The organism is Streptomyces sp. NPDC048434, assembly GCF_043200375.1.
In the GTDB taxonomy this organism is placed as follows: Bacteria; Actinomycetota; Actinomycetes; order Streptomycetales; family Streptomycetaceae; genus Streptomyces.
The window spans coordinates 38,248-63,272 of record NZ_JBICXQ010000016.1 but is presented as its reverse complement, the minus strand read 5'-3'; the positions used below and the strand labels follow the sequence as shown (position 1 = coordinate 63,272).

At 68.8% G+C, this 25,025-nt stretch carries 28 protein-coding genes, 1 tRNA gene and 1 riboswitch; of the genes, 20 read left to right on the top strand and 9 right to left on the bottom strand.

Annotation, left to right across the window (positions count from 1 at the left end):
* Positions 1-375: 375 nt before the first annotated feature.
* Entirely contained in the window at positions 376-2,766 is a 2,391-nt protein-coding gene (locus ACGFWI_RS20125) for an immune inhibitor A domain-containing protein (RefSeq protein ID WP_393907319.1), read from the top strand.
* Between the two features lie 122 nt (positions 2,767-2,888).
* On the top strand, positions 2,889-3,278 hold the full coding sequence (locus ACGFWI_RS20120; protein ID WP_393907318.1) for a hypothetical protein: 390 nt from the start codon (positions 2,889-2,891) through the stop codon (positions 3,276-3,278).
* A gap of 17 nt (positions 3,279-3,295) precedes the next feature.
* Here the strand turns inward: ACGFWI_RS20120 and ACGFWI_RS20115 are convergent, their stop codons facing one another.
* Both ACGFWI_RS20115 and ACGFWI_RS20110 read right to left on the bottom strand, forming a co-directional pair.
* A complete protein-coding gene (locus ACGFWI_RS20115; protein WP_393907317.1) occupies positions 3,296-3,892 on the bottom strand; it encodes an isochorismatase family protein in 597 nt (198 codons plus the stop codon).
* A 174-nt stretch (positions 3,893-4,066) separates the two neighbouring features.
* Complete coding sequence (locus ACGFWI_RS20110; RefSeq protein WP_393907316.1) at positions 4,067-5,395, bottom strand: nicotinate phosphoribosyltransferase; 1,329 nt, start codon at positions 5,393-5,395, stop codon at positions 4,067-4,069.
* A gap of 152 nt (positions 5,396-5,547) precedes the next feature.
* Between ACGFWI_RS20110 and clpS the strand changes: the two genes are divergently transcribed.
* The 8 genes from clpS (at position 5,548) to ACGFWI_RS20070 (ending at position 11,603) form a co-directional block, all read left to right on the top strand.
* The gene (clpS, locus tag ACGFWI_RS20105) at positions 5,548-5,901 is read left to right on the top strand and encodes an ATP-dependent Clp protease adapter ClpS (protein ID WP_393907315.1); all 354 of its coding nucleotides are present in this window, start codon (positions 5,548-5,550) and stop codon (positions 5,899-5,901) included.
* Positions 5,898-6,491: a DUF2017 domain-containing protein gene (locus tag ACGFWI_RS20100; protein WP_393907314.1), complete on the top strand. Its 594-nt coding sequence runs from the start codon at positions 5,898-5,900 to the stop codon at positions 6,489-6,491. Before clpS ends, ACGFWI_RS20100 begins: the two co-directional genes overlap by 4 nt.
* A gap of 321 nt (positions 6,492-6,812) precedes the next feature.
* A complete protein-coding gene (locus ACGFWI_RS20095; protein ID WP_393907313.1) occupies positions 6,813-8,279 on the top strand; it encodes an amino acid permease in 1,467 nt (488 codons plus the stop codon).
* A 106-nt stretch (positions 8,280-8,385) separates the two neighbouring features.
* On the top strand, positions 8,386-8,811 hold the full coding sequence (locus tag ACGFWI_RS20090) for a Mov34/MPN/PAD-1 family protein (protein ID WP_393907312.1): 426 nt from the start codon (positions 8,386-8,388) through the stop codon (positions 8,809-8,811).
* An 84-nt stretch (positions 8,812-8,895) separates the two neighbouring features.
* The gene (locus ACGFWI_RS20085; RefSeq protein WP_393907311.1) at positions 8,896-9,069 is read left to right on the top strand and encodes a putative leader peptide; all 174 of its coding nucleotides are present in this window, start codon (positions 8,896-8,898) and stop codon (positions 9,067-9,069) included.
* A 139-nt stretch (positions 9,070-9,208) separates the two neighbouring features.
* Positions 9,209-9,487 (top strand): MoaD/ThiS family protein, encoded by a 279-nt coding sequence (locus ACGFWI_RS20080; protein WP_393907310.1) that lies wholly within the window; start codon positions 9,209-9,211, stop codon positions 9,485-9,487.
* Between the two features lies 1 nt (position 9,488).
* Entirely contained in the window at positions 9,489-10,439 is a 951-nt protein-coding gene (locus ACGFWI_RS20075) for a PLP-dependent cysteine synthase family protein (protein WP_393907309.1), read from the top strand.
* Positions 10,440-10,850: 411 nt separating this feature from the next.
* Complete coding sequence (locus ACGFWI_RS20070) at positions 10,851-11,603, top strand: MBL fold metallo-hydrolase (RefSeq protein ID WP_393907308.1); 753 nt, start codon at positions 10,851-10,853, stop codon at positions 11,601-11,603.
* An 85-nt stretch (positions 11,604-11,688) separates the two neighbouring features.
* Here the strand turns inward: ACGFWI_RS20070 and ACGFWI_RS20065 are convergent, their stop codons facing one another.
* Entirely contained in the window at positions 11,689-12,942 is a 1,254-nt protein-coding gene (locus ACGFWI_RS20065; protein WP_393907307.1) for a PTS transporter subunit EIIC, read from the bottom strand.
* A 273-nt stretch (positions 12,943-13,215) separates the two neighbouring features.
* Positions 13,216-14,529, bottom strand: a complete 1,314-nt coding sequence (locus ACGFWI_RS20060) for a PTS transporter subunit EIIC (RefSeq protein ID WP_393907306.1) — start codon at positions 14,527-14,529, stop codon at positions 13,216-13,218.
* A gap of 216 nt (positions 14,530-14,745) precedes the next feature.
* Between ACGFWI_RS20060 and ACGFWI_RS20055 the strand changes: the two genes are divergently transcribed.
* The 5 genes from ACGFWI_RS20055 (at position 14,746) to rdgB (ending at position 17,542) form a co-directional block, all read left to right on the top strand.
* Positions 14,746-14,985 carry a glucose PTS transporter subunit EIIB gene (locus ACGFWI_RS20055; protein ID WP_393907305.1) on the top strand — a complete coding sequence of 80 codons (240 nt, stop codon included), beginning with the start codon at positions 14,746-14,748 and terminating at the stop codon, positions 14,983-14,985.
* 98 nt (positions 14,986-15,083) lie between these two features.
* Complete coding sequence (rph, locus tag ACGFWI_RS20050; protein ID WP_393907304.1) at positions 15,084-15,815, top strand: ribonuclease PH; 732 nt, start codon at positions 15,084-15,086, stop codon at positions 15,813-15,815.
* Positions 15,816-15,951: 136 nt separating this feature from the next.
* Positions 15,952-16,095, top strand: coding sequence for an SCO1431 family membrane protein (locus ACGFWI_RS20045; protein ID WP_393907303.1), 144 nt, complete (start codon positions 15,952-15,954; stop codon positions 16,093-16,095).
* Between the two features lie 394 nt (positions 16,096-16,489).
* Positions 16,490-16,897: a hypothetical protein gene (locus tag ACGFWI_RS20040; protein WP_393907302.1), complete on the top strand. Its 408-nt coding sequence runs from the start codon at positions 16,490-16,492 to the stop codon at positions 16,895-16,897.
* Between the two features lie 9 nt (positions 16,898-16,906).
* Positions 16,907-17,542, top strand: coding sequence for an RdgB/HAM1 family non-canonical purine NTP pyrophosphatase (gene rdgB / locus ACGFWI_RS20035; RefSeq protein WP_393907301.1), 636 nt, complete (start codon positions 16,907-16,909; stop codon positions 17,540-17,542).
* A gap of 70 nt (positions 17,543-17,612) precedes the next feature.
* On the opposite strand, the gene ACGFWI_RS20030 is transcribed toward rdgB, so the two are convergent.
* The 4 genes from ACGFWI_RS20030 to ACGFWI_RS20015 form a co-directional block, all read right to left on the bottom strand.
* Positions 17,613-17,696: transfer RNA gene (locus tag ACGFWI_RS20030), tRNA-Leu, on the bottom strand.
* A gap of 42 nt (positions 17,697-17,738) precedes the next feature.
* Positions 17,739-18,401, bottom strand: coding sequence for an HNH endonuclease (locus ACGFWI_RS20025; protein ID WP_393907300.1), 663 nt, complete (start codon positions 18,399-18,401; stop codon positions 17,739-17,741).
* Positions 18,398-19,060, bottom strand: a complete 663-nt coding sequence (locus ACGFWI_RS20020) for an HNH endonuclease (protein ID WP_393907299.1) — start codon at positions 19,058-19,060, stop codon at positions 18,398-18,400. The genes ACGFWI_RS20025 and ACGFWI_RS20020 overlap by 4 nt, the downstream gene beginning before the upstream one ends.
* A 154-nt stretch (positions 19,061-19,214) precedes the next feature.
* A complete protein-coding gene (locus ACGFWI_RS20015) occupies positions 19,215-20,753 on the bottom strand; it encodes an MFS transporter (protein ID WP_393907298.1) in 1,539 nt (512 codons plus the stop codon).
* Positions 20,754-21,093: 340 nt separating this feature from the next.
* Between ACGFWI_RS20015 and ACGFWI_RS20010 the strand changes: the two genes are divergently transcribed.
* Together ACGFWI_RS20010 and ACGFWI_RS20005 are read left to right on the top strand one after the other, a co-directional pair.
* Positions 21,094-21,600 carry a hypothetical protein gene (locus tag ACGFWI_RS20010; RefSeq protein WP_393907297.1) on the top strand — a complete coding sequence of 169 codons (507 nt, stop codon included), beginning with the start codon at positions 21,094-21,096 and terminating at the stop codon, positions 21,598-21,600.
* Positions 21,600-22,871, top strand: coding sequence for a sensor histidine kinase (locus ACGFWI_RS20005; protein WP_393907296.1), 1,272 nt, complete (start codon positions 21,600-21,602; stop codon positions 22,869-22,871). The genes ACGFWI_RS20010 and ACGFWI_RS20005 overlap by 1 nt, the downstream gene beginning before the upstream one ends.
* Here the strand turns inward: ACGFWI_RS20005 and bcp are convergent.
* Positions 22,852-23,319 carry a thioredoxin-dependent thiol peroxidase gene (gene bcp / locus ACGFWI_RS20000; RefSeq protein WP_393907295.1) on the bottom strand — a complete coding sequence of 156 codons (468 nt, stop codon included), beginning with the start codon at positions 23,317-23,319 and terminating at the stop codon, positions 22,852-22,854. The genes ACGFWI_RS20005 and bcp overlap by 20 nt on opposite strands.
* Before the next feature lie 226 nt (positions 23,320-23,545).
* On the opposite strand from bcp, the gene ACGFWI_RS19995 reads away from it, so the two are divergent.
* The 3 genes from ACGFWI_RS19995 to ACGFWI_RS19985 all read left to right on the top strand — a co-directional run bounded on the left by ACGFWI_RS19995 (position 23,546) and on the right by ACGFWI_RS19985 (position 24,944).
* On the top strand, positions 23,546-23,863 hold the full coding sequence (locus ACGFWI_RS19995; RefSeq protein WP_393907294.1) for a DUF3618 domain-containing protein: 318 nt from the start codon (positions 23,546-23,548) through the stop codon (positions 23,861-23,863).
* Between the two features lie 232 nt (positions 23,864-24,095).
* Positions 24,096-24,398, top strand: a complete 303-nt coding sequence (locus ACGFWI_RS19990; RefSeq protein WP_048828920.1) for a co-chaperone GroES — start codon at positions 24,096-24,098, stop codon at positions 24,396-24,398.
* Positions 24,399-24,519: 121 nt separating this feature from the next.
* A riboswitch (guanidine-III (ykkC-III) riboswitch) is annotated at positions 24,520-24,590 on the top strand.
* A gap of 33 nt (positions 24,591-24,623) precedes the next feature.
* Positions 24,624-24,944, top strand: coding sequence for a DMT family transporter (locus tag ACGFWI_RS19985; protein WP_393907293.1), 321 nt, complete (start codon positions 24,624-24,626; stop codon positions 24,942-24,944).
* The last annotated feature ends 81 nt before the right edge of the window (positions 24,945-25,025 follow it).

Here is a 25,025-nt window from a genome sequence, read left to right as displayed (position 1 = left end):
GCAGGGGGGTGTCGGTCAAGGGCGCGCCATCAAACGAGCCTACGGTCGTTACTGCCCGAACGGAACGCCAAGTAAGCGTGACCTAACCCACGGTTCGGGTGCACGGGGGGCGCACAATGCCGCCTCGCGTGTGCATACGCGCTGCCGTCATGGCTGTTGGGGGCGGGGGCGCATGCCCAGCGGGCATATACACCCGGTCCCTGCCGCAGGAGATGACGCCCGACGTGACGCTGCCGTCCGGTGTCCGATACCCGTAACTCGCGGACCAAGTAACGTACTTCGCTGACGTGCCCAAGTCAAGACCTGTCTTTTTCCCCGTAGTTCCGGTCGAATGCCCTCGAACAGTGACCGGTTCGAAGGGGAGGACAGCGCCAAGTGAGAGAACACAGAACGGTGTTCAGATCGGCCGCCCTGGCCACGGCAATCGCCGCGATCGGGGCGGCCGCTTTGTCTTCGGGGGTGGCCGCGGCCGATGGGCAGGGCCCGTCGTCCGTAGCCGGGCGCCATGACCCGGCTCCCGAGCGGGCCGTGGACCATGACCTCAAGGGGCCCTTCAGCGACCGGCAGGCGGCCGCGCGCAAGGAAGCGCTCCAGGAGGTCATCTCCGGCGACGCCAAGGCGACCGAGCGGGGCGGCTCCAAGGTCGTCAAGCTCGGCAAGAGCAAGTACGTCGAGCTCGCCCGGCAGAAGACCGACAAGATCTTCACCATCCTCGTGGACTTCGGCGACAAGGTCGACGACACCACGATGTTCGACCCGGACGGCGACGGTCCCAAGCCGCCGGTGAAGAAGTACGGCGGCGATCCCGGCCCGCTGCACAACCGGATAGCCCAGCCGGACCGTGCCAAGGACAACAGCACGGCCTGGCAGAAGGACTTCAACCAGAAGCACTTCCAGGACCTCTACTTCTCGCACGACAAGAAGAAGCAGTCGCTGGCCAAGTACTACGAGAAGCAGTCCTCCGGCCGCTACTCGGTCAACGGCGAGGTCTCCGACTGGGTCAAGGTGGACTCGAACGAGGCCCGCTACGGTTCCAACTACTGCGGCCAGACCAACTGCGCCAGCGCCTGGGACCTGATCCGCGACGGCACCAACCAGTGGGCCAAGGACCAGAAGGCCAAGGGCCGCACCGACGCCCAGATCAAGACCGACCTGGCCAAGTACGACCAGTGGGACCGCTACGACCACGACGGCGACGGCAACTTCAACGAGCCCGACGGTTATATCGACCACTTCCAGATCGTGCACGCCGGCGAGGACGAGTCCGCGGGCGGCGGTGTCCAGAAGACCAACGCGATCTGGGCGCACCGCTGGTACGCGTACGGCACCGACGCCGGCAAGACCGGTCCGGGCGCCAACAAGGCGGGCGGCACCCAGATCGGCGACACCGGGATCTGGGTCGGCGACTACACCATGCAGCCGGAGAACGGCGGACTCGGCGTCTTCGCCCACGAGTACGGCCATGACCTGGGCCTGCCGGACGAGTACGACACCAGCGGCACCGGCGAATCCTCGGTGGACTTCTGGTCGCTGATGTCGGGCGGCTCCTGGCTCGGCACCGGCAAGAACTCCATCGGCGACCTGCCCGGCGACATGAGCGCCTGGGACAAGCTGCAGCTGGGCTGGCTCAACTACGGCAAGGCGAAGGCCGGGAAGAAGTCCACCCACAAGCTGGGCGTCGCCGAGTACAACACCAAGAACAAGCAGGCGGTGGTCGTCGAACTGCCCGCCAAGCAGGTCAAGACCGACATCGTCGCGCCCGCGGAAGGCTCCCACCAGTGGTGGAGCGACATGGGCAACGACCTGAAGAACACCCTGTCCCGGCCGGTGGACCTCACCGGTAAGGCCAAGGCGTCGCTGACGCTCAAGGGCTGGTGGGACATCGAGAAGGACTACGACTACCTCTACGCCGAGGTCTCCACCGACGGCGGCAACAACTGGACGGCCCTCGACGGCACCGCGGGCGGCAAGGCCATCCCGCGCGACGGCAGCGACAAGCCCGCCCTGACCGGGACCGTCGACGCCTACCAGGACCTCGCCTACCCGCTGGACGCCTACGCGGGCAAGAAGATCGACCTCCGCTTCCGCTACCAGACCGACGGCGGCGCGGCGCAGAAGGGCTTCGCGGCCGACAGCATCGGCGTCACCGCCGACGGCCAGCCGCTCTTCGGCGACAACGCCGAGAACGGCGACAACGGCTGGACCAGCAAGGGCTTCTCGCGCATCGGCGCGTCCTTCACCAAGGACTACCCGCAGTACTACCTCGCCGAGAACCGCCAGTACGTGTCGTACGACAAGACCCTCAAGGTCGGCCCGTACAACTTCGGCTGGACCACCGCCAAGCCGGGCTGGGTGGAGCACTTCCCCTACCAGAACGGTGTACTGATCTGGCTGTGGGACACCTCGCAGCCGGACAACAACGTCGGCCAGCACCCCGGCTTCGGGCAGATCCTGCCGGTCGACGCGCACCCCAAGGCCGAGCGGTGGACCGACGGCAAGCTGATGCGCAACCGCTTCCAGTCCTACGACTCGACCTTCACGCGCTTCAGGACCGACGCGCTGACCCTCCACAAGGACGGCAAGACGGTCAAGATCAAGTCGAAGCCGGGCGTGACGCTCTTCGACGACCGGCACGGCGTCTACTACGACAAGGCGAACCCGACCGGCGGTGTGATCGTTCCTGACACCAACACCCGGATCAAGATCACCAACGAGGCCCGGGACGGCTCCGCGGTGACGCTTCGGGTCGGGGCAGCCGGTAAGTAAAAGGTAAAATCGCAGGTCAGAGGCTATTCAGCCGCCGCCCCCTAGCGGGCGGCGGCTGATTCGCGTTTAGATGCGTTCTACAGTTCCTTGTTGACGCGAAGTCTCACGGGGGAGATATGACGATGTCCGGTGGTGGTTTCATCAGGCTTCCTGGCGGAAGCGTGGTGGTCGCCCTCTCGCTGCCCAGACCGCCCCACGGGGCGCGGGCCGGCCTGTACGACTGCGGTTGCCGGGTGCGGGTCCTGGTCCACGCCGTGAACCGACAGCGCGCCCTGACCAGGCTGCGCAATCTCGGGCTGCGGGCCGTCTACCTGCGCGGCAACACCGAGCCGCCCACACCCGACGAGATCACGGCCGTACTGCACCATCCGGACGGCCTGGTCTGGCGCGAGGCCCCGGAGGACGACACCGAGTCGTGGCACCCGATACGGGCGCTGCTGCGGAATCCGGCCCTCCCGGGCAGAGGGGAGGAGCCGGACGGGGACGACGAGCGCCCCGCATCGGCCGCCTGACGGGCCCAGCGGGCGGCTCAGCCGCCGAGGACCACCGGCTTGCCGGTCAGCTCGGCACCGGCCGCGCGCAGCTCCTCCAGCGCCCGCTCGGTGGTGTGCGCGGCCACGCCCGCGGTCAGATCCAGCAGGACGCGGGTGCGCAGCCCGGACCTGAGCGCGTCCAGGGCGGTGGCGCGCACGCAGTGGTCGGTGGCGATACCGACCACATCGACCTCGCTGACGCGGTGCGCGTGCAGCCAGTCCGCGAGCGAGCTGCCGTTCTCGTCCGCGCCCTCGAAACCGCTGTAGGCGCCGGTGTAGGAGCCCTTGTCGAAGACCGCGTCGATGGCGCCGGAGGCGATCGCCGGGGCGAAATTGGGGTGGAAGCCGCTGCCTTCCGTGCCGGCCACGCAGTGCACCGGCCAGGAGTGCTCGTAGTCCGGGGTGTCGGAGAAGTGGTCGCCGGGATCGATGTGGTGGTCCCGGGTGGCCACGACATGGCGGTAGCCGCCGCAGGCCGCCTGGCCGATCAGATCGGTGATGGCCGCCGCGACATCCGCACCTCCCGCCACCGCGAGGCTGCCGCCCTCGCAGAAGTCGTTCTGCACATCAACGACGATCAATGCCCGGTGCATGGTGCGTGCCTTCCGGCTGGGAATCGGGGGAGGGGCGCGGAGTGATGGTGTGACCGAGGGTAGCCACTGGACGGGGATTGCGGGAGTGGTCCGGAGCCCGGCGGCGCGACGGCCGCCGGGCGCGGTGTGGGGCGGCGGCCGCCCGGCACCCCGCTCACGGGCGGTGGCGCCGGGTCAGACGTACTCGGTGGGCAGGACGGCCTCGCCGCGGGAGAGCTGGGTCGCCGACAGCGGCAGCTGGGCGCGGGCGGCGATATGCCGGTCGCGGGCGGCGTCCAGCGGCTCGCGGGCCACCACCTTGCCGCCGCTGACCAGCGGCACCAGCAGCTGCCGGTCGGCCAGCTCCGCCGGGACCGGCCCGGTGCCGATGACCTCGGCCACGGCCACACCGTCCTCGTCGAGCCGGCGCGCGGCCCATTTGCGGCCGCCGATCGAGGTCTTGGCGCCCATCGACTTCTTCGCGACCGGCCGCAGCGAGGCGCCGGGCTCCTCGCTGTCGGCGCGGGCGACGAGCTTGTAGACCATCGAGCAGGTCGGGTGCCCGCTGCCGGTCACCAGCTGGGTGCCGACGCCGTACGCGTCCACCGGCGCGGCGGCCAGCGAGGCGATGGCGTACTCGTCCAGGTCGCTGGTGACCACGATCTTGGTCTTGGTGGCGCCCAGCTCGTCCAGCTGCTGGCGCACCCGGTGGGCGATCAGCAGCAGGTCACCGGAGTCGATCCGGACGGCGCCGAGGCCGGGGCCGGCCACCTCCACGGCCGTGCGCACCGCCTCGGTGACGTCGAAGGTGTCCACGAGCAGGGTCGTACCGCTGCCGAGGCTCTCGACCTGCGCGGTGAACGCGTCCCGCTCGGTGTCGTGCAGCAGGGTGAAGGCGTGGGCGCTGGTGCCGACGGTGGGGATGTTGTAGCGGAAGCCGGCCGCCAGGTCGGACGTGGTGTGGAAACCGCCGACGTATGCGGCGCGGGCCGCGGCCACCGCCGACAGCTCATGGGTGCGTCGGGCGCCCATCTCCATCAGCGGGCGGCCGCCGGCCGCCACCGACATCCGGGAGGCGGCCGCGGCCACCGCGGAGTCGTGGTTGAGGATCGAGAGGATCACCGTCTCCAGGAGGACCGCCTCGGCGAAGGTGCCCTCGACCCGCACGAGCGGGGAGCCGGGGAAGTAGACCTCGCCCTCCGGGTAGCCCCAGATGTCGCCGCGGAAGCGGAAGTCGGCCAGCCACTGGAGCGTCGGCTCGTCGAGGATGTCGCGCTCGCGGAGGAAGCCGAGGATCGTCTCGTCGAAGCGGAAGTTCTCCACCGCGTCCAGCACCCGGCCGGTGCCGCCCACGACGCCGTAGCGGCGGCCCTCGGGAAGCCGGCGGGTGAAGACCTCGAAGACCGAGTGCCGGTCCGCGGTGCCGGACCGCAACGCGGCCTGCAGCATGGTGAGTTCGTACTGGTCGGTGAAGAGTGCAGTCGACGGCACGGCCACCGGCAGCCCCAGGTCTGCTGTGTTCATAGGGGAGATGCTACCCCTCATACTCGTCACTTTGACGATAGCGGGTCGGGTGCCTCGGGGTGCCCCCGGCGGCCGCCGCGCCCGGCCCGCCGACGCGGCCCGCGCGAGGGGCATTTGTGCGTCGCCCGCCCCCGGGTGGCAGCATGGGGCCTGTGAGCGCCCACCCGTCACCCACGATTACGCTCCGGCCGCATCGCTGCACCCTCAGTGTCCCGGTCGAGGTCGAGCGGCCCGAGTCGAGCGAGGCCCCCTACGAGGTCCCCGAACCCGACGTCCCGTGGGTCACGATCGTCCACAACGACCCCGTCAATCTCATGAGCTATGTCTCCTATGTCTTCCAGTCGTACTTCGGCTATTCCAAGGACAAGGCGCACCAGTTGATGCTCGACGTCCATCACAAGGGACGCGCGGTGGTCTCCAGCGGCAGCCGCGAGGAAATGGAGCGCGACGTGCAGGCCATGCACGGCTACGGCCTGTGGGCGACCCTTCAGCAGGACCGCCGATGACCGGGCACTTCGAGCCGCTGCCGGGCGGCGGCGCCGCCGTACCCCTCGACGAGGTCGAGATCTCCATCCTGCGCAGCCTCGCCGTCCAGCTGATGGAGCTGATCGGTCCGGGCGAGGAGGCCGGGGAGAGCGAGAGCGACGACCTGCTGGCCTCGATCTTCAACGACGGCCCCAGCGAGCCGCCCGCCGACCCGGTGCTGGCCCGCTTCTTCCCCGACGCCTACGGCGGACCCGATCTCGTCCCCGACGACGATGTGCGCGCCGCCTCCGCCGAATTCCGCCGCTACACCGAGAACGATCTGCGCTCGCGCAAGCGCGAGGACGCCCTGGCGCTGATCCGTGCGCTGGACACGCTGGCGCCCGCCGGTGACAGCGCGATGCTCCGCCTCGACGCCGGTGAGTGCCGGCAGTGGCTGGGGGCCCTCAACGACCTCAGGCTGGCCATCGGTACGCGGCTTGAAGTAACCGATGAAGAGGACGGCGGAGAGCTGCTGCGGCTCCCGGACAGCGACCCGCGCAAGCCGATGGTGATGGCTTACCTCTGGCTCGGCGGGCTCCAGGAGACTCTCGTCGAGTCCCTGATGGGTTGAAATTCGGGCATACTGCCCCGGTTGTTTCCGCGGCGTTCGCTCAGCGGATGCTCAAATCCGGATAACGATCGCGTCACCACCCCCATGTGAATTGCGGCACTTCGGGGTTCTTGTCCTCTTTATCTCGTGGTTTGATTCACGCCATCCCTAGGCGGTCCAAGAGACGCCGTGATACATGTTCACGACCTGCCGTGAGTGACGCCACCCCTGTCGCCACGGGAGCGCTGTGCCGGCCGACCGTCGGCGTGCAGGAACTCCATCCGGGGGGATCGGGACCCGATCCGGACAGACCGGGTCGGTATGGAGAAAGGCGCACCACACATGACCTCTGTGCAGGTCGACAAGCAACACGACGGCAGCGAGGCAGCTGAGCACCCCCCCGAAGAGGGCTATCAGCGAGGTCTGGGAAACCGTCAGATCCAGATGATCGCCATCGGTGGCGCCATCGGTACCGGCCTCTTCCTCGGAGCCGGTAAGGCGATCTCGATGGCCGGGCCGAGCATCATCCTCGCCTACGCCATCGTCGGTCTGGTCATCTTTTTCATCATGCGGGCCCTGGGCGAACTGCTCATGTACCGGCCCGTCTCCGGCTCCTTCTCCGAGTACGCCCGGGAATTCCTCGGCCCCTTCGTCGGCTTTGTGACCGGCTGGACGTACTGGCTGTTCTGGGTCGTCACCGGCATCACCGAAGTGACGGCAGCGGCCACGTATGTGCAGTACTGGAACAAGGGCATACCGCAGTGGGCCGCGGCGCTGGTCTTCACCGTCGCGCTCTTCGGTATCAACCTGATCTCCGTGAAGATCTTCGGTGAGCTGGAATTCTGGTTCTCGATGGTCAAGGTCACCGCGATCATCGGCATGATCCTGATCGGCCTCGGCGTGATCACCCTCGGCTTCTCCGACGCCGGTGACACCGCCTCCTTCACCAACCTGTGGTCCCACGGCGGTTTCTTCCCCAAGGGCATCGGCGGCACGCTGATGACGCTGCAGATCGTGATGTTCGCCTTCCTGGCGGTCGAACTCGTCGGCGTCACCGCGGGCGAGGCGACCAACCCCAAGAAGGTCCTGCCCAAGGCGATCAACACCGTGCCGTGGCGGATCGGCCTCTTCTACATCGGTGCGCTGATCATCATCCTGTCCGTCGTCAGCTGGACGGTCTTCAAGCCGGGCGTCAGCCCCTTCGTCGCCGCTTTCCAGCAGATCGGCCTGCCGGCCGGTGCCGGCATCGTCAACTTCGTCGTGCTGACCGCCGCGCTCTCCTCGGCCAACTCCGGTATGTACTCCACCGGCCGGATGCTGCGCGACCTCGCGCTCAACGGCCAGGGCCCGAAGTTCTTCACCAAGCTCAGCAAGAACGGCCTGCCCACCTGGGGCACCGGCGTCTCGGTCGCGATGATGCTGTTCGGCGTCTACATCAACTACCAGTGGCCCGGTGAGGCGTTCAACTACGTCGTCTCCTTCGCCACCATCTCCGGTATGTGGGCGTGGATCGTCATCCTGGCCTCGCAGCTGCGCTACCGCGCCAAGGCGAACCGCGGCGAGCTGCCGCAGTCCGAGTTCAAGGCCCCCGGCAGCCCCTTCACCTCGATCTTCGCGCTGGCCTTCATCGCCATGGTGATCGTGATGATGGGCGTCGACCCGGACGCGAGGATCTCGCTCTACGCGGCTCCCGTGTGGGCGCTGATCCTGGGCGTGGGCTACCTCTGCATCAAGCGGCGGGACGCGGCGAACGGCCTGACGGCCGGCGCGGCACCGCAGGACGCCTCCACCAAGAACACCAAGGGCTGAGGCACCTCCCGGACGCAAACGGGGCGAATCCCCCCGATCGTCCAGCATGCGGGCCCGTGCGTACCACTCTTCGGTACGCGCGGGCCCGCTGTTTATTCTTGGCGCCATGCTGACCCTCACCAAGGCGCTTTTCGACCGGATCGTCGAGCACTCCCGCCAGGACCACCCCGACGAGGCCTGCGGCGTGATCGCGGGACCGGTCGGCAGCGGCCGCCCGGAGCGGTTCATTCCGATGCTGAACGCCGCCCGTTCGCCCACGTTCTACGAATTCGACTCCGCCGACCTGCTCAAGCTCTACCGCGAGATGGACGACCGGGACGAGGAGCCGGTGATCATCTATCACTCGCACACCGCCACCGAGGCCTACCCCTCGCGCACCGACATCTCCTATGCGAACGAGCCCGCCGCCCACTATGTCCTGGTCTCCACCGCCGACACCGACGACGCCGGGCCCTTCCAGTTCCGCTCGTACCGGATCGTGAACGGCGAGGTCACCGAGGAAGAGGTCGAGGTCGTGGCGGCCTACTCCTGAGGTCGTCCCACCTGGTGTACACCAATCGTCCGCATCATGGGACGAGGTTCCAATACCCGGACCGGGAATCGATACGATGACCGCATGGTTGACCACGACGTGAGTGAGAAGAGGCCGGGCATGCAGCTGCTCGCTCCGCTCGCCACGCGTCGCTCCGCATCCGCACTGCTGGGCGCGTTCGGCTGCGGAGCCGCACGGCTGCACGTGGATCTGTGCCGCCTTTCCAGCGCCATCTGTCCGCGCTGCGCAGCCGCCTGACCCGGCCGGTACGGCCGCGCGACGCGCGCCTCCCACAGCCCCGCACGTCCGGCGTCACCCGACGCCCTCCCCGCACGCCATAGCGCCGTGCACACGGGACGCACAGCCCCCGCCACCGCACTCCGACAGGAGCACTCTCATGGCCATCGAGGTCCGAATCCCCACCATCCTGCGCACCTACACCGACGGCGAGAAGGCCGTCGAGGGCAGCGGAGAGACCCTCGGCGACCTCTTCGCCGACCTGGACAGCCGGCACACCGGCATCCGCGAGCGCATTGTCGACGGCGAGCAGCTGCGCCGCTTCGTGAACGTCTACCTCAACGACGAGGACGTCCGCTTCCTGGAAGGCATCTCCACCAAGCTCGCCGACGGCGACAGCGTGACGATTCTTCCGGCAGTGGCCGGCGGAATGGTCTGACGTGCGGTACGACTCCCCGCTGGCGGCGGTCGGGAACACTCCTCTCGTCCGCCTCCCGCGCCTGTCCCCGGCCGACGACGTCCGCATCTGGGCGAAGCTGGAGGACCGCAATCCCACGGGCTCGGTCAAGGACCGGCCCGCGCTGCACATGATCGAGCAGGCCGAGAAGGGCGGCCGGCTCACCCCCGGCTGCACCATCCTGGAGCCGACCAGCGGCAACACCGGCATCTCACTCGCCATGGCGGCCAAGCTCAAGGGCTACCGCATCGTCTGCGTCATGCCGGAGAACACCTCGTCCGAGCGGCGCGAGCTGCTCGCCATGTGGGGCGCCGAGATCATCTCCTCGCCGGCGGCGGGCGGCTCCAACACGGCCGTCCGGGTCGCCAAGGAGCTGTCCGCCGAGCACCCCGACTGGGTGATGCTCTACCAGTACGGGAACCCCGACAACGCCGGTGCGCACTACGCCACCACCGGCCCCGAGATCCTCGCCGACCTCCCCTCCGTGACCCACTTCGTGGCCGGTCTGGGCACCACCGGCACGCTCATGGGCGTCGGCCGCTATCTGCGCGAGCAGGTCCCCGGCATCCGGATCGTCGCCGCCGAGCCCCGCTACGACGATGTCGTCTACGGTCTGCGCAACCTCGATGAGGGCTTCATCCCCGAGCTCTACGACGAGTCCGTGCTCACCACCCGCTTCTCGGTCGGCTCCGAGGACGCGGTCCGCCGCACCCGTGAACTCCTCGCCGAGGAAGGCATCTTCGCGGGCATCTCCACCGGCGCGGCGCTGCATGCCGCCATCGGTGTCGGCAAGAAGGCCGTCAAGGCGGGGGAGAGCGCCGACATCGTCTTCGTCGTCGCCGACGGCGGCTGGAAGTACCTCTCCACCGGCGTCTACACGGCCGAGACCACGGAAGCGGCGATCGCCACGCTGCACGGCCAGCTCTGGGCGTAGCCGACCGGCGTCGGATCGGCCGAACGTGCTCGCCGTGCCCGGTACGTATGCCGCCGGATCCCCGCCGTCGCGGCTCCGCGCCGCGGCGGGGGGACGCTTTCCCGGGGGTGCGCCCCCGAAGGCCGGGCGCCCGCAGAACCGTCCCCCCGCCACGGCGGCCGGCCCCCTCGGGGGCGCGGCGGAATGCCGGGCGGCCCCGGCCACTACGTACGGGCGTACGGGGCGACAGCCCAGACTGGTGATTCCGCCCACAGCTCGCCCCGCTGGAGGAGCCACAGGACCTTTTGCGCCTTACGCTCGTGGGCACCGCACCGACCGCCAAGGACCCGGCACAACCCGGCAAGGCCCCGCCGGGATCCCCGGCATGGACCTGCCGACCGCCGCCCCCGCCCACGGAGGTTCACGCCCGCTATGAAGCTCACTGTCGTCGGATGCTCGGGGTCGTTCCCTTCCGTGGAATCGGCCTGTTCGAGCTACCTCCTGGAGGCCGACGGCTTCAGGCTGCTCATCGACATGGGCAACGGCGCCCTGGGCGAGCTGCAGCGCCACATCGGCCTCTATGACCTGGATGCCGTACTCCTGTCGCATCTGCATGCCGATCACTGCATCGACCTGTGCGGCTACTTCGTCGTGCGCTATTACCGCCCGGACGGCGGACGTTGCGCGCCGATGCCGGTCTACGGGCCGACCGGTACCGAGCGCCGGCTGACCGTCGCGCACGCCGATCTGCCGTACGACGGGGCGATGAGCGAGGTCTTCGGGTTCCGCACCCTGACGCCGGGCACCTCCACCATCGGGCCGTTCACGATCCGCACGGAGCGGGTCAGCCATCCGGTGGAGGCCTTCGGCTTCCGTTTCGAACACGGCGGCAGGTCCCTGGTGTACTCCGGCGACACCGGCCCCTGCGACGCGCTGGAGAGCCTGGCCGTCGGCGCCGACTTCTTCCTGTGCGAGGCGTCCTTCACCTACGGCAAGGAAGACATCCCGGACCTGCATCTCAACGGCCGGGAGGCCGGCGGGATCAGCCGGCGGGCCGGTGCGGGGCGGCTGGTTCTGACCCACATCCCGCCGTGGACCGACCCGGCCATCAGCGTCCGTGACGCCCAGAAGGTCTACGACGGGCCGGTCGAGGTCGCCAAGGCGGGCGCGGTCTACGAGATCTGAGCGGGGCGCGCCGCGCGCCACGACGAAAGGGCCCCGGAACCGTGCTGCGGTTCCGGGGCCCTTCCTGTGCCGTGGCCTGCGCGGCTTACGCCTTCGTCAGGTCCTCGATCTCCTCCTCGGGCTCCCGGCCCGGGGTGGTGAGGTTGAACTTGGTGATCGCGAAGCGGAACAGCACGTAGTAGACGGCCGCCATGACCAGGCCGATCGGGATGATCATCCAGGGCTTGGTGGCCAGGTTCCAGTTCAGCGCGTAGTCGATGAAGCCGGCGGAGAAGGTGAAGCCGTCGTGCACACCGAGCGCCCAGGTGAGAGCCATGGACAGGGCGGTCAGCACCGCGTGGATCGCGTACAGCACCGGGGCGATGAACAGGAACGAGAACTCGATCGGCTCGGTGATACCGCAGACGAAGGAGGTCAGCGCGAGCGAGATCATCATGCCCAGTACGGCCTTGCGGCGCTCGGGGCGGGCGCAGTGCGCGATGGCGAGGGCGGCGGCCGGCAGACCGAACATCATGATCGGGAAGAAGCCGGACATGAACTGACCGGCGGACGGGTCACCGGCGAAGAAGCGGCCGATGTCGCCGTGCGCGACCTTGCCGGCGGCGTCGGTGAAGTCACCGAGCTGGAACCACGAGACGGTGTTGACGAACTGGTGCATCCCGATCGGCAGCAGCGCGCGGTTGATCAGACCGAACAGGCCGGCACCGCCCGCACCCAGGCCGGTCATCCACTCGCCGAAGCTGGAGATGGCGCTGCCGATGGGCTCCCAGATCAGCAGGAAGAGCACGCCGACGGCGGTGCCCACGAAGGCCATGATGATCGGGACGAGCCGGCGGCCGTTGAAGAAGCCCAGCCAGTCCACCAGCTTCTTGCGGTGGTAGCGCTGCCACAGGACCGCGGCGAGCAGGCCCATGATGATGCCGCCGAGGACGCCGGGATTGTTGAGGACCGGCTCGACCCACTTGCCCTTCTCGATATGGCCTTCCGTGACCGGGAACGCCTTGAGGACATTGCTGTAGACCAGAAAGCCGACCAGCGCGGCGAGCGCCGTCGAGCCATCGGACTTCTTCGCGAAGCCGATGGCGACGCCTATGCAGAACAGCATCGGCAGGTTGTCGAAGACCGCGCCGCCGGCGGCGGCGAAGACCTTGCTGACGTCGATCCAGCCGAGGCCCTTCTCGCCGAAGACGTCCGGCTGGCCGAGGCGGTTGAGGATGCCCGCGGCGGGCAGTACGGCGATCGGCAGCTGGAGGCTGCGGCCGATCTTCTGCAGGCCCTGGAACAGGCCGGAGCCCCGCTTCTTCGCGGGAGCCGCCTGCGTGGCGGTGGCCGAACTCATCGGATTCCTCCTGGTGAGGCGGGCACTCAAAAGGGGGGAACGGCCCGCGCTTGGTCTGCACCTTGGTCTAAACCACTAGTGGTTTAGACCATTCTTAGCACGTAGCCCCGACATAAAGGAATCCATTCTTCCAAGTGGTGTGGACCACACGACGACCGGCCCCCGGGCGGTGGAACCCGGGGGCCGGCGGAGGCGGCACGGAAGGGCGGACGGGGGCCGGTGCGCACCCCCCGGCAGGCGCCGTCGCGCCCGCCCTGCTCCCTGCCCGTCCCGCTACTTCACGTTCTCCCGCTCCATGGCGTCCCCCACCTCATCCGGCTCGCGGCCGGGCGTCGCCAGATTGAATTTCGTGATCACGAAACGGAAGAGGGCGTAGTAGACCACCGCGAAACACAAACCGATGGGAATGATCAGCCAGGGCTTGGTCGCCAGCCCCCAGTTGATGACGTAGTCGATCAGACCCGCCGAGAAGCTGAAGCTGTCGTGCACCCCCAGCGCCCAGCTCACCCCCATCGACACACCCGTCAGCACGGCATGGATCGCGTACAGCACCGGCGCCACGAAGAGGAACGAATACTCGATCGGCTCGGTCACACCCGTCACGAACGACGTCAGACCGACCGACAGCATCATGCCCGCGATCTCCTTGCGCCGATGCGGCTTGGCGCAGTGTGCGATCGCCAGCGCCGCGGCCGGCAGCGCAAACATCATGATCGGGAAGAACCCCGTGGTGAACTGCCCCGCATCCGGATCGCCCGCCAGGAACCGGTTGATGTCACCGTGGACGACCGTGCCGTCCGGCTTGGTGAAACTGCCGAACTGGAACCAGACGAAGGTGTTCAGGAACTGATGCAGGCCGATCACCAGCAGCGCACGGTTGGCGACACCGAAAATCCCCGAACCCCACGCCTCCAGCCCCGACAGCCATTCGCTGAAGCTCGTCAGCGCATCGCCGATCGGCTGCCAGACGAACAGGCACAGCACCGCGAACACCAGGCCCACGAAGGCCATGATGATCGGGACCAGCCGGCGGCCGTTGAAGAACCCCAGCCAGTCCACCAGCTTCACCCGGTGAAAGCGCTGCCAGAGCCAGGCGGTCAGAAACCCCATGACGATGCCGCCGAACACCCCCGGATTCTGGAAGGCGGCCGGCGTCACCGTCTGCGTCTTGTCCACGCACACCCCGCTCCACAGGCCCGCCTGTGTGTACGTCTGCCCCGCGGAGCAGCCCGCCGGGAACGCATGCATGACCGAGAAGTAGACGAGGAATCCGGTCACCGCGGCCAGCGCCGTCGACCCGTCCGCCTTCTTGGCCATACCGATCGCCACACCGATGCAGAACAGCAGCGGCAACCCGAGCCCCGAATCCAGCAGCGCACCGCCCGCGGCCGCGAACACCTTGCCGACGGCGTCCCAGCCCAGCCCGTCCGCGCCGAACACATCCGGCTGGCCAAGGCGGTTGAGAATCCCCGCAGCGGGCAGGACGGCAATCGGCAACTGCAGACTGCGCCCCATCTTCTGCAAACCCTGGAAGAGATTCGACGCCCAGTTCTTCCCCGGTGCCGCCGCCGCCGCGTTCGAACTCATCCGTGTCCTCCCGGCAGTCGGCCCGTCGACAACCGACCTCGTGCTTGCCGCATACTGGTGGTGTAGACCACTTGTGGTGCCCACCGTCCCCGGTGTGCACTCCGGTGACCGTCATCCTTCGTCAGACAGCGGACAAACGCCCATATTGTTGGGCTGAACGTGCGTTACGGTGTGAAAACCGCACGGCGGAACCGCCGGCGGCCGAGACAAGCAGGAGTGGACATGGCCAGCAAGGCTGAGAAGATCGTCGCCGGGCTCGGCGGACTCGACAACATCGAAGAGGTCGAGGGCTGCATCACCCGCCTCCGCACCGAGGTCGTCGACTCCTCGCTCGTCGACGAGGCCGCCCTCAAGGCCGCCGGCGCCCACGGCGTCGTCAAGATGGGCAACGCGATCCAGGTCGTCATCGGCACCGACGCCGACCCCATCGCCGCCGAGATCGAAGACATGATGTGAGCTGACGAGCCGGCCTCCGGGCCGCTCCCGAAGGCCCCGCACCGGACGGTCCACCGCCCCGGAGTGGGGCCCTCGCCATTCCCGATAGGGTCTACGCCATGTCTCGCATCGACGGCCGCACCCCCGAACAGCTCCGCCCGGTCACCATCGAACGCGGCTGGAGCAAGCACGCCGAAGGCTCCGTCCTCATCTCCTTCGGTGACACCAAAGTCTTCTGCACCGCATCCGTCACCGAGGGCGTACCGCGCTGGCGCAAGGGCACCGGCGAAGGCTGGGTCACCGCCGAGTACTCGATGCTGCCCCGCTCCACCAACACCCGCGGCGACCGCGAATCCGTACGCGGCAAGATCGGCGGCCGCACCCACGAGATCAGCCGCCTCATCGGCCGCTCCCTGCGCGCCGTCATCGACTACAAGGCCCTCGGCGAGAACACCATCGTCCTGGACTGCGACGTCCTCCAGGCCGACGGCGGCACCCGCACCGCCGCCATCACCGGCGCCTATGTCGCCCTCGCCGACGCCATCACCTGGGCCCAGGGCAAGAAGCTCATCAAGCACGGCCGCAAGCCCCTCACCGGCACCGTCTCCGCCGTCAGCGTCGGCATCGTCGGCGGCACCCCCCTCCTCGACCTCTGCTACGAGGAAGACGTCCGCGCCGAGACCGACATGAACGTCGTCTGCACCGGCGACGGCCGCTTCGTCGAGGTCCAGGGCACCGCCGAAGCCGAACCCTTCGCGCGCGACGAACTCAACTCCCTCCTCGACCTCGCCGTCGCCGGCTGCGCCGAGCTCGACGAGGTCCAGCGGGCGGCACTGGCCCGCACGCTCTGAGCGCACGGCGGCGGGCCCGCCCACCGCACTGACGCCACGCACCACAGGGGGAGGACCCGGACCTCCCCCTGTGACCCTTTTCTCATGGGGCGTCCCTCTCTGGAAAAGGCCCCCGCCGGCGTCGCATGGTGGATCCATGCCCACGACTGCCGTGACCGCACCCCGCGTCCGCGCCCGCACCGGCGGGCCCCAGGACGACTCCCGGCTCCTCGAGAACATCCTCGGCTGGACCCTCGTCGTCGTCCTCGCCATGCTGCTCACCCAGACCGGCCTCATCTGATCGGTTGGCCGGTTGGCCGGTTGGCAGGTTGGCCGGCTGTCTGGGCCGGGGATCCGGGGCCCGGGTGTCCCGGCTGTCGGGGCCTCCGCTGCCGGTGCCGGGTGTCCGGCCCCTGGCTCTTGTTTCCCGGCTGCTCGGTCCTCGGCTCTCGGTGCCGGGTGTCCGGCCCTTGGGTTCCCGGTCCTGGCCGTCCGGCTCCCGGCTCCCGGTCCCGGCCGTCCGGCTCCCGGCTCCCGGCCGTCCGGCCCCCGGCTCCCGGCCCCGGCCATCCGGCCCCCACTTCCCGGCCCCGGTGTCCGATCCTCGCCCCCGGTCCCGGCCCCCGGGCAACCAAACAACCCCGCACCGCGTTTCTTCCTTTGCCCGAGCATGACCCAAGGGAAGGAACCGCACCATGGCCCCGCGCCCGCGCCGGCACCGTCGCCCCGCCACCACCGCACTCGCCGCGTTAGCCGCCGCCACCCTCGCGATACCACTGCTCTCCGCCTGCGGAGCGGTCCAGAAGGCCATGGACTGCGCCAACACCGCCACCTCCGTCGTCAACGCCGTCGACAAACTCCAGCAGGCCGCGGACAACGCCCTCACCGATCCGCAGAAGGCCGAGCAGGCCCTCGACAACATCGACGCCAACCTGAAGAAGCTCAGCAAGGACGCGAACGACCCCAAGCTGTCCCAGGCCGTCGACAAGACGAACAACGGCATCAAGGCCGCCCGCAAGGCCCTCGACAGCAACAAGGCCCCCGACATCCAGCCGATCGTCGACGGGGCCCATGAAATGACCAAGATCTGCACACCGGGATAATCACTCCCCATGCAGCCTCAAACCGGTGGACGCCCCGCAAGCCCCCGTCGCCTCATCCTCGCCACCCGTAACGCCGGCAAGGTCATCGAACTCCGGGCCATCCTGGAAGCCGCTGACCTCGACGTCGACCTCGTCGGCGCCGACGCCTACCCCGACATCCCCGACGTCAAGGAAACCGGCGTCACCTTTGCCGAGAACGCCCTCCTCAAGGCCCACGCCCTCGCGGAGGCCACCGGCCACCCGGCCGTCGCCGACGACTCCGGCCTGTGTGTCGACGTCCTCGGCGGCGCCCCCGGCATCTTCTCCGCCCGCTGGGCCGGCACGCACGGCGACGATCAGGCCAACCTCGCCCTGCTCCTCGCCCAGCTCGCCGACATCGCCGAGGAACACCGCGCCGCCCACTTCGCCTGCGCCGCGGCCCTCGCCCTCCCCGACGGCACCGAGCGCGTCGTCGAGGGCAGGCTCGAAGGCACCCTCCGCCACGCCCCCACCGGCACCGGCGGCTTCGGCTACGACCCCGTCCTCCAGCCCCTCGGCGACACCCGTACCTGCGCCGAACTGACCCCCGACGAGAAGAACGCCATCAGCCACCGCGGCCAGGCGTTCCGGGCGTTGGCACCGGTGGTGCGGGAGTTGTTGGGCTGAAGCCGCTCACGCACACGAGGTAAAGGCCCGGCCCTGCGTTACCGCAGGGCCGGGCCTTCTATCCACGATGTACGGCCGGAGGGACTCGAACCCTCACGCCTCGAAGGCACTGGTACCTAAAACCAGCCTGTCTCACCAATTCCAGCACGGCCGCTCGTCACAGCCATAGTACTGGGTGGTGCACGCGCCACGGGAGCTACCGCTTCCGTCGACCGCCCCGGCACCAAGTGTCGGTGACTGCATGGCAGTTGGGGCACAGTAACCGCAGGTTTTCGAGCCGGTCGTCGCTCCAGTCGCCGTTGATGTGATCGACCTCCAGAGTCATGGGGTTCCCACGCCAAACAGAGCCGGTGCCGCACTCGGTGCAACGCTCGGGCACGCCGATCTGCCGCAGGGCTCGTCTTAGCATCACGGTTCGTGTCCGACGCTCACCGCAGTGCTTGACGAGTATCTGCTCAGGACTCCTGACCGGTGTGGTCCCCCGCTTCCCGCGCATATGCGCCTGCCCCAGGAACTGACTCGTGTCGATGCCGTAGTCGGATACCCACTGACGGAACAGCGCGCGACTGCGAGAGTCGTCGGGCCTCTCCAGATGCCGCAGGGCGGCAGCGATGGAAGGCGAGGCGCTGACGGATTCCTGAAGGGCTTCCCTGCTGGGACGGCGGCGATGAATGGCACACCGTGCGACGGGCTTGAAGTGCGATACATCGATTCCGAAGTGTTCGAAGCGCCTGAACAGATGCCGCCGCAGTTGATGGTAGGAGCGGCCACCGCAGAACGCGATGACTTCGTCAATGTTCGTGCATTGCCTTGCGGCTTCGGTCAACAATGCCTGGGTGTAGCGCATGCTGTCGCTCATTGCGTCGCTCCGGAGCCCCGGGCGCAGATGCCCTTGTTGCGCCCCCGGTAAGTATCCGTGGCCGAGTGGCAATTGGGGCACAGAAACCGCAGATTCTCCCGACAGTTGTTACGCCAGTTTCCGTCGATGTGATCGACCTCCAGCGGCAGCGGGCGGTTGCGCCAGACGGGCCCGGTACGGCAGACAGCGCAACGCTCATCCGCCCCGAGCGCGAGCATTGCAGCCTTGAGCCGGTTGCTCGGCGTTCGTCGACCGGGGTTTTCCGCGTGCACAAGGAGTTCCTGGGGGTTGCACCGCCGACGAGCCTTGGTTTTCCTCCGGCCGATCGGAGAAAAGTGCGAAGTGTCGATCCCCAGGTTCCGGATGCGTCGGCTGATGTGGGTGTGCTGGCCGCCTACGGGGTCGAGACCGAGCCGTCGTAAGACCTCGCACATATTCGTCGACAGCGCCACCACATCCTCGAGGAGCTCCTTGGTCCAGCGCGTCCCTTCACGCTCAAAGTGTGAAGTATCTACGCCCATTGACCTCATTCGATCATGGAGGTACCGCCGCGACACCCCTTTCGGATCCACCCCGAGCTTGAGTAACGCCTCCGAGAGCGTCTGCGAAGACGAAGCCGCCTCTGCGAGGCGCTCCCGGGTGTACGGACTGGCCGGCATGATTCCCCCTCTTTCCGCGCACCAGACCCACCCCCGCGCGCCTCTCGAACTGAACAACGATCGAACGTGGGGCCGGTTACGGCGGGTGACGGAAAAGGCGGAAGGGGCCTCGGGAGGAGATCTCCCGAGGCCCCTTCGCGCTGTGCGGCGCAGGTCAGAAGCGTGGTTCCGGTGTTTGTGCCTCGATGAGTTCGACGGCTTCCTCCTTGGTGGCCACGGAGGGCGGGGAGCCTTCGAGGGGCTGCTGGGCGGTCTCCTTCATGCAGGCCACGGCGATGACGCCGACGAGGGCGGCGCCCATCGTGTAGTAGGCGGGGACCATGACGTTCTGGTTGAAGGCGTCCATGAGGGCGGTGATCACCAGGGGTGTGGTGCCGCCGAAGAGGGAGACGGCCAGGTTGTAGCCGATGGAGAGGGAGCCGTAGCGGACGCTGGTGGGGAAGAGGGCGGGGAGAGCGGCGGACATGGTGCCCAGGAGGCAGACCAGGGAGAGGCCGAGGAGGGCCATTCCGCCGATGACCGCGCCGATGCTGCCCTGATTGACCAGGAGGAAGGCCGGGATGGCGGTGATGAAGAAGCCGAGCATGCCGGTCATCAGGAGCGGCTTGCGGCCGTAGTGGTCGTTCAGTTTGCCGATGGTGCTGATGATGCACATCAGGGCGATCATCGTGCCGAGAAGGATCAGCAGGCCGTGAGACTCCTCGTAGTGGAGGGTGTCCGTCAGGTAGGTCGGCATGTACGACAGCAGCATGTAGTCGGTGATGTTGTACGCGCCGACCAGGGCGATGCACAGGATGAGGGTGGGCCACTGCTGGGCGAAGATCTCGCTGATCTTCTTCTTGGGGGCGTTCTCGGAGAGGTGCGAGAACTCGGCCTCGGCCTCGACGACGGAGCCGGTGGCACTGTGGGTGTGGGCGGCCTCGAACTTCTGGAAGGCGGGGGTCTCGTCGAGCTTGACCCGGAGGTAGAGACCCACCAGGCCGAGGGGGCCGCCGACCAGGAACGGGATGCGCCAGCCCCAGTGGAGCATGGCGTCGTCGCCGAGCGTGGTGTTGAGCAGCAGCACGATGCCAGCGGCACCGGTGTAGCCGATGAGGGTGCCCATCTCCAGGAAGCTGCCGAAGAATCCGCGCTTCTTGTCGGGGGCGTACTCGGCGATGAAGGTGGAAGCGCCGCCGTATTCGCCGCCGGTGGAGAAGCCCTGGACGAGGCGGAAGAGGATGAGCAGGGCGGGGGACCAGAACCCGATGGTGGCGTAGGACGGGATCAGGCCGATGCAGAAGGTGCCCAGCGCCATCATGATCATGGTGAAGGCGAGGACCTTCTTGCGGCCGATCCGGTCGCCGAGGGGGCCGAAGTAGGCGCCGCCGATGGGGCGTACGAGGAAGGCCACGGCGAAGGTCGCGAAGGACGACAGCAGGCTGGTGGTGTCGCTGCCGCCGGGGAAGAAGACCTTGCCGATGACGACCGCGAGATAGCTGTAGATCCCGAAGTCGAACCATTCCATGGCATTACCGAGTGCGGCGGCCTTCACGGCACGCTTGACGACGCGTTCGTCGGTCACGGTGATGTCGGTGCGCCGCAGTTTGGGATTCTTGCGCCGGGCGACGGCACGGAAGAGCACCCGGTGGCGTTTGAGCGCGTCCCGGTCAGGGTCGGGAGCGGGTTCGGCTTCGGTGCTGCCGGTCGGCACGAGGCGGTCCTCTCGGTCGGTCAGCGCGCGGTGCGCGGTGGGTATACGACAGGTGCGCCTGCGCAGCGGAGCGCGGATCCAAACCACTCTGGCGGGATGAAGCGATATTCGTCACGCCGGATGGGCTGTCCGGTGCACCGGGACCGGGTCCGGAAAGGCCGGGGCGGGGTCCGCGCCAGAGGTATGACAGGGCTTGTTACAGGACTGGTACACAGCCGAGCGGTCACCGCAGCGTTCGAGCAATCAGCCTGTGTCCGGGGGACGGGAGAGTGGGGCGCCGGGCGCGGCATTCGTGTTTGCTGGGTGGGGGTACGGGGCTGGTCCCCGGGAGGAGATCGTGATGACCGATCGCGAAGGGTCCCGCTGGGTCCGGGGGCGTACCGCGCTGGCGTCCTTCGGCGTGGTGACGGCGCTGGCGGGCGGCGGGGTGTGGTTCGGCCAGGCGTCGGACCGTGCGTCGGCCCTGGATGCCGCGCCGAAGACGTCGGCGGTGCAGGACGTGAAGGAGGACGCCAAGGAGCCGGGAGGGCTGCCGGGCGTCCGGGACTGCGGGATCGGCAAGCCGGCGGTCAAGCCGCATGTGATTACGCTGACCTGCCGGGATGCGGGGATGGTGGCGACCGCGATCCGGTGGAAGGCCTATGGCGCGCGGGAAGCGTTCGGTGCGGGTGTGGTGCAGGTGGAGAAGACCGCCGCGGGGGCGGGCGCGGATTCGGGTTACCCGGCGACCTTCCGGCTCTACGGTCCGAAGCCGGTCGACGGCGGGCTGGTGTTCACCGGTCTTGAGGTGACGTACGACGGCTCGACGCCGCTCGGTGACACGACGGAGATGTACAACCTCGCGTGATGGGCATTCGAGGCCGGATCGCCCTGGCCATTTCATGTATGACGGCACTGGCCGTGGTGGTGCTCGGGTTTGCGGTGCATCACATAGCGGATGCCGAGCGGGAGCGGTCGGCGCGGGCGTATCAGGACGACCGGCTGAGTTCGGCGCTGCAGATCTACGAGCGGGACGGCACGCTGGCGCTGGGGGCGCAGCTGGACGATGCGGCCTTGCCGGGGCCGTTGCGGGCGGCGGTGTTCCACAAGCAGTCGGGGACGTACGTCAGCGGCGGTGAGGATCCGCGGGTGTGGGCGGCGACCGGGGTCGGTGACGGCGGCGGGAGCGCTCCGACGCGCTCGCTGTCGGTGTCGGTGGCGTATCCCCATGACGATTCGGCGCAACTGGCCCTGGACCGGGCGCTGCTGATCGCGGGGTGCGGCACGGTCGTGCTGATGGCGGGGGTGTCGTGGTTCGTCGCGCAGCGGCTGTCGCGGCGGCTGCGGCTGAGTGCGGCGGCGGCGCGGCGGATCGCGGCGGGTGCGGCGCCGGACGCGGATGCGCTGGCCAGTCATGGCCGCGACGAGGTGGCCGAGTTGGGCCGCAGTGTCCATCACATGGCGACCTCGCTGGCGGCACGGGTGGAGGCGGAGCGGGAGTTCACCGCGGATGTGGCGCATGAGCTGCGGACGCCGGTGGCCGGTCTGGTGGCGGCCGCGGAGCTGTTGCCGCAGCCGCGGGCGGTGGAGCTGGTGCGGGACCGGGCGCAGGCGATGCGGCGGCTGGTGGAGGATCTGCTGGAGGTCTCGCGGCTGGACGCGGGCGTGGAGCGGGCGGATCTGGACGCCTGTGAGCTGCCGTCGCTGGTGCGCGGGATCGTGCAGCGGGCGGCGCGTCAGCGCGGGGTGGACGAGGTGTCGGTGACCGTGGAGGGCGAGCCGCGGATCGTGGAGACGGACCGGCGGCGGGTGGAGCGGGTGCTGGTGAATCTGCTGGCGAACGCGGCCAAGCACGGCAAGCCGCCGATCGAGGTGGTGGTGGCGGGGGCGCGGATCGTGGTGCGCGATCACGGTCCCGGCTATCCGGCGGAGCTGTGTGCGGAGGGGCCGCGGCGGTTCCGTACGGCTGCGCCGGAGCGGGGTACCGGGCACGGTCTGGGGCTGACGATCGCGGCCGGGCAGGCGGATGTGCTGGGGGCCCGGCTGGACTTCGGCGCCGCCGCGGACGGCGGCGCCGAGGCCGTGCTGGAGCTGCCGGACCGGGTGGGGGCGACGTGCGCTACAGCCCCAGGTCCTTGATGATCTTGGCGACATGGCCGGTGGCCTTGACGTTGTAGAGGGCGCGCTCGACCTTGCCCTCCTCGTCGAGGATGACGGTGGAGCGGATGACGCCGGTGACGGTCTTGCCGTAGAGCTTCTTCTCGCCGAAGGCGCCGTATGCGGTGAGGACCTGCTTGTCGGGGTCGCCGAGGAGGGTGACCTTCAGGTCTTCCTTCTCCCGGAACTTGGCGAGCTTCTCCGGCTTGTCGGGGGAGATACCGATGACGTCGTAGCCGTGGCCGGTGAGGAAGTCGAGGTTGTCGGTGAAGTCGCAGGCCTGCTTGGTGCAGCCGGGGGTCAGGGCGGCCGGGTAGAAGTAGACGATGACCTTGCGGCCCTTGTGGCCGGCGAGCGAGACCTGCTTGCCGTCCGCGTCGGGCAGGGTGAAGGCGGGGGCGGTGTCGCCGGGCTGCAGTCGCTCGCTCATGGCTCTCCTTAGCGTGGGTCCGTACGCCCCCGACATTAGCCAGCCGGAGTGCGGAACGGTGCCGGGGGCGTCTCGGGGGTGCGAAACGGGGGTGCTGTGGGGCGCATGGGGGCGTGAGCTGACAGACTGTCCATCACGAATCGGCAGTCAGCTAGGTGGCCGGTTCCGTACGGGGCCTCGTGCCCGGCCCTCGTACGCATCGGCGCGAGACGACGGAGGCAGCGCGGTGGCGGAAGCCAGGACCCCGGCGCAGATCGAGGCGGATATCGTCCGCAGGCGGCAGGAACTCGCCGTCACGCTCGACGAGATCGGTGTGCGGCTGCACCCGAAGACGATCATGGACGATGCCAAGGCGAGGACGGCGGCCGCCGTGGACCGTACGGCGGGGCGGGCGTATGTGGCCGCCAATCGAGCGATCTCGGATGTGCGGGCCCAGTTCGTGTCGGAGGACGGAGTGCCGCGGCTGGAGCGGATCGTTCCGGTGGCGATGGCCGGCGTGGCCGTGATCGGTCTGCTGACGCTGCGCGCCAGGCGGCGCGGCTGAGCGTTCGGCGGGAAGTGCCCAGCGGTGCCGTCCCGTCCGTGGCTGCGTCGTGGCGGGTCGCGCAGTTCCCCGCGCCCCTTCCGGGTGCGACCCCATCGCACCGGACGTCGCCGAGGCCGTTCGGGGCGGGACCCGGCGCGGCCGCGGTGCGTGCCGGGCGTCCGCGGGCAGGTACGGTCATGCCGTGAGCCCGAATAACACCAAGGACACCCACGACAAGCTGCCGATCCGGATGCTGCACGACCGTGTGCTGGTCCGGACGGACATCCCCGAGGGCGAGCGCCGCTCGTCGGGGGGCATCGTCATTCCCGCGACCGCGGCGGTCGGCCGTCGCCTGGCCTGGGCCGAGGTGGTGGCGGTCGGGCAGAACGTGCGGACCGTCGAGGTGGGCGACCGGGTGCTGTACGACCCGGAGGACCGGGCCGAGGTCGAGGTGCGCGGGGTGGCGTATGTGCTGATGCGCGAGCGCGATCTGCATGCGGTGGCCGCGGAGCGGCTGGAGGGCGCGGAGGACGCGACCGGGCTGTACCTGTAGCCCCGTCCGCGGTTCCCCCGGGCCGGGCCGGTACGTCGGCCACGTGGAGCCGGTAACTCCTGGTTTTTCCGGGCCCTTGTCCGGGCACCGGTGGGCGGTGACCGAGGTCACCGCCCGTTTCGCTGCCCTTTGCTAGCCTCGGGAAGCACCCGACGAGACGCGCCGTACCGGGTCACGACAAGACGACGCACCCCTGTTGAAGTTCTTTTCGCGGAGGTGCCCGTCATGGCATGGATTCTGCTCATGGTCGCCGGCCTGCTGGAGGTCGGCTGGTCGATCGGGATGAAGTTCACCGATGGGTTCACCCGGCTGTGGCCCAGTGTGTTCACCGGCGCGGGCATCGTCGTCAGCATGCTGCTGCTCTCGTACGCGGCCCGGACCCTGCCGATCGGTACGGCCTACGGCGTGTGGGTCGGCATCGGGGCGGCCGGCGCGGCGGTGGTCGGCATGATGGTGCTCGGCGAACCGGCCACGGCGGCCCGGGTCTTCTTCATCTGCCTGTTGCTGGTGGCGGTGGTCGGCCTCAAGGCGACGTCGGGGCACTGACGGGACGTCGGCTCCGTGGCGCGCCCCTGCCGTGCTGCGTGCCCCGTACGCGGTCCCCGTACGCGGTCCCCGTACGGCCTT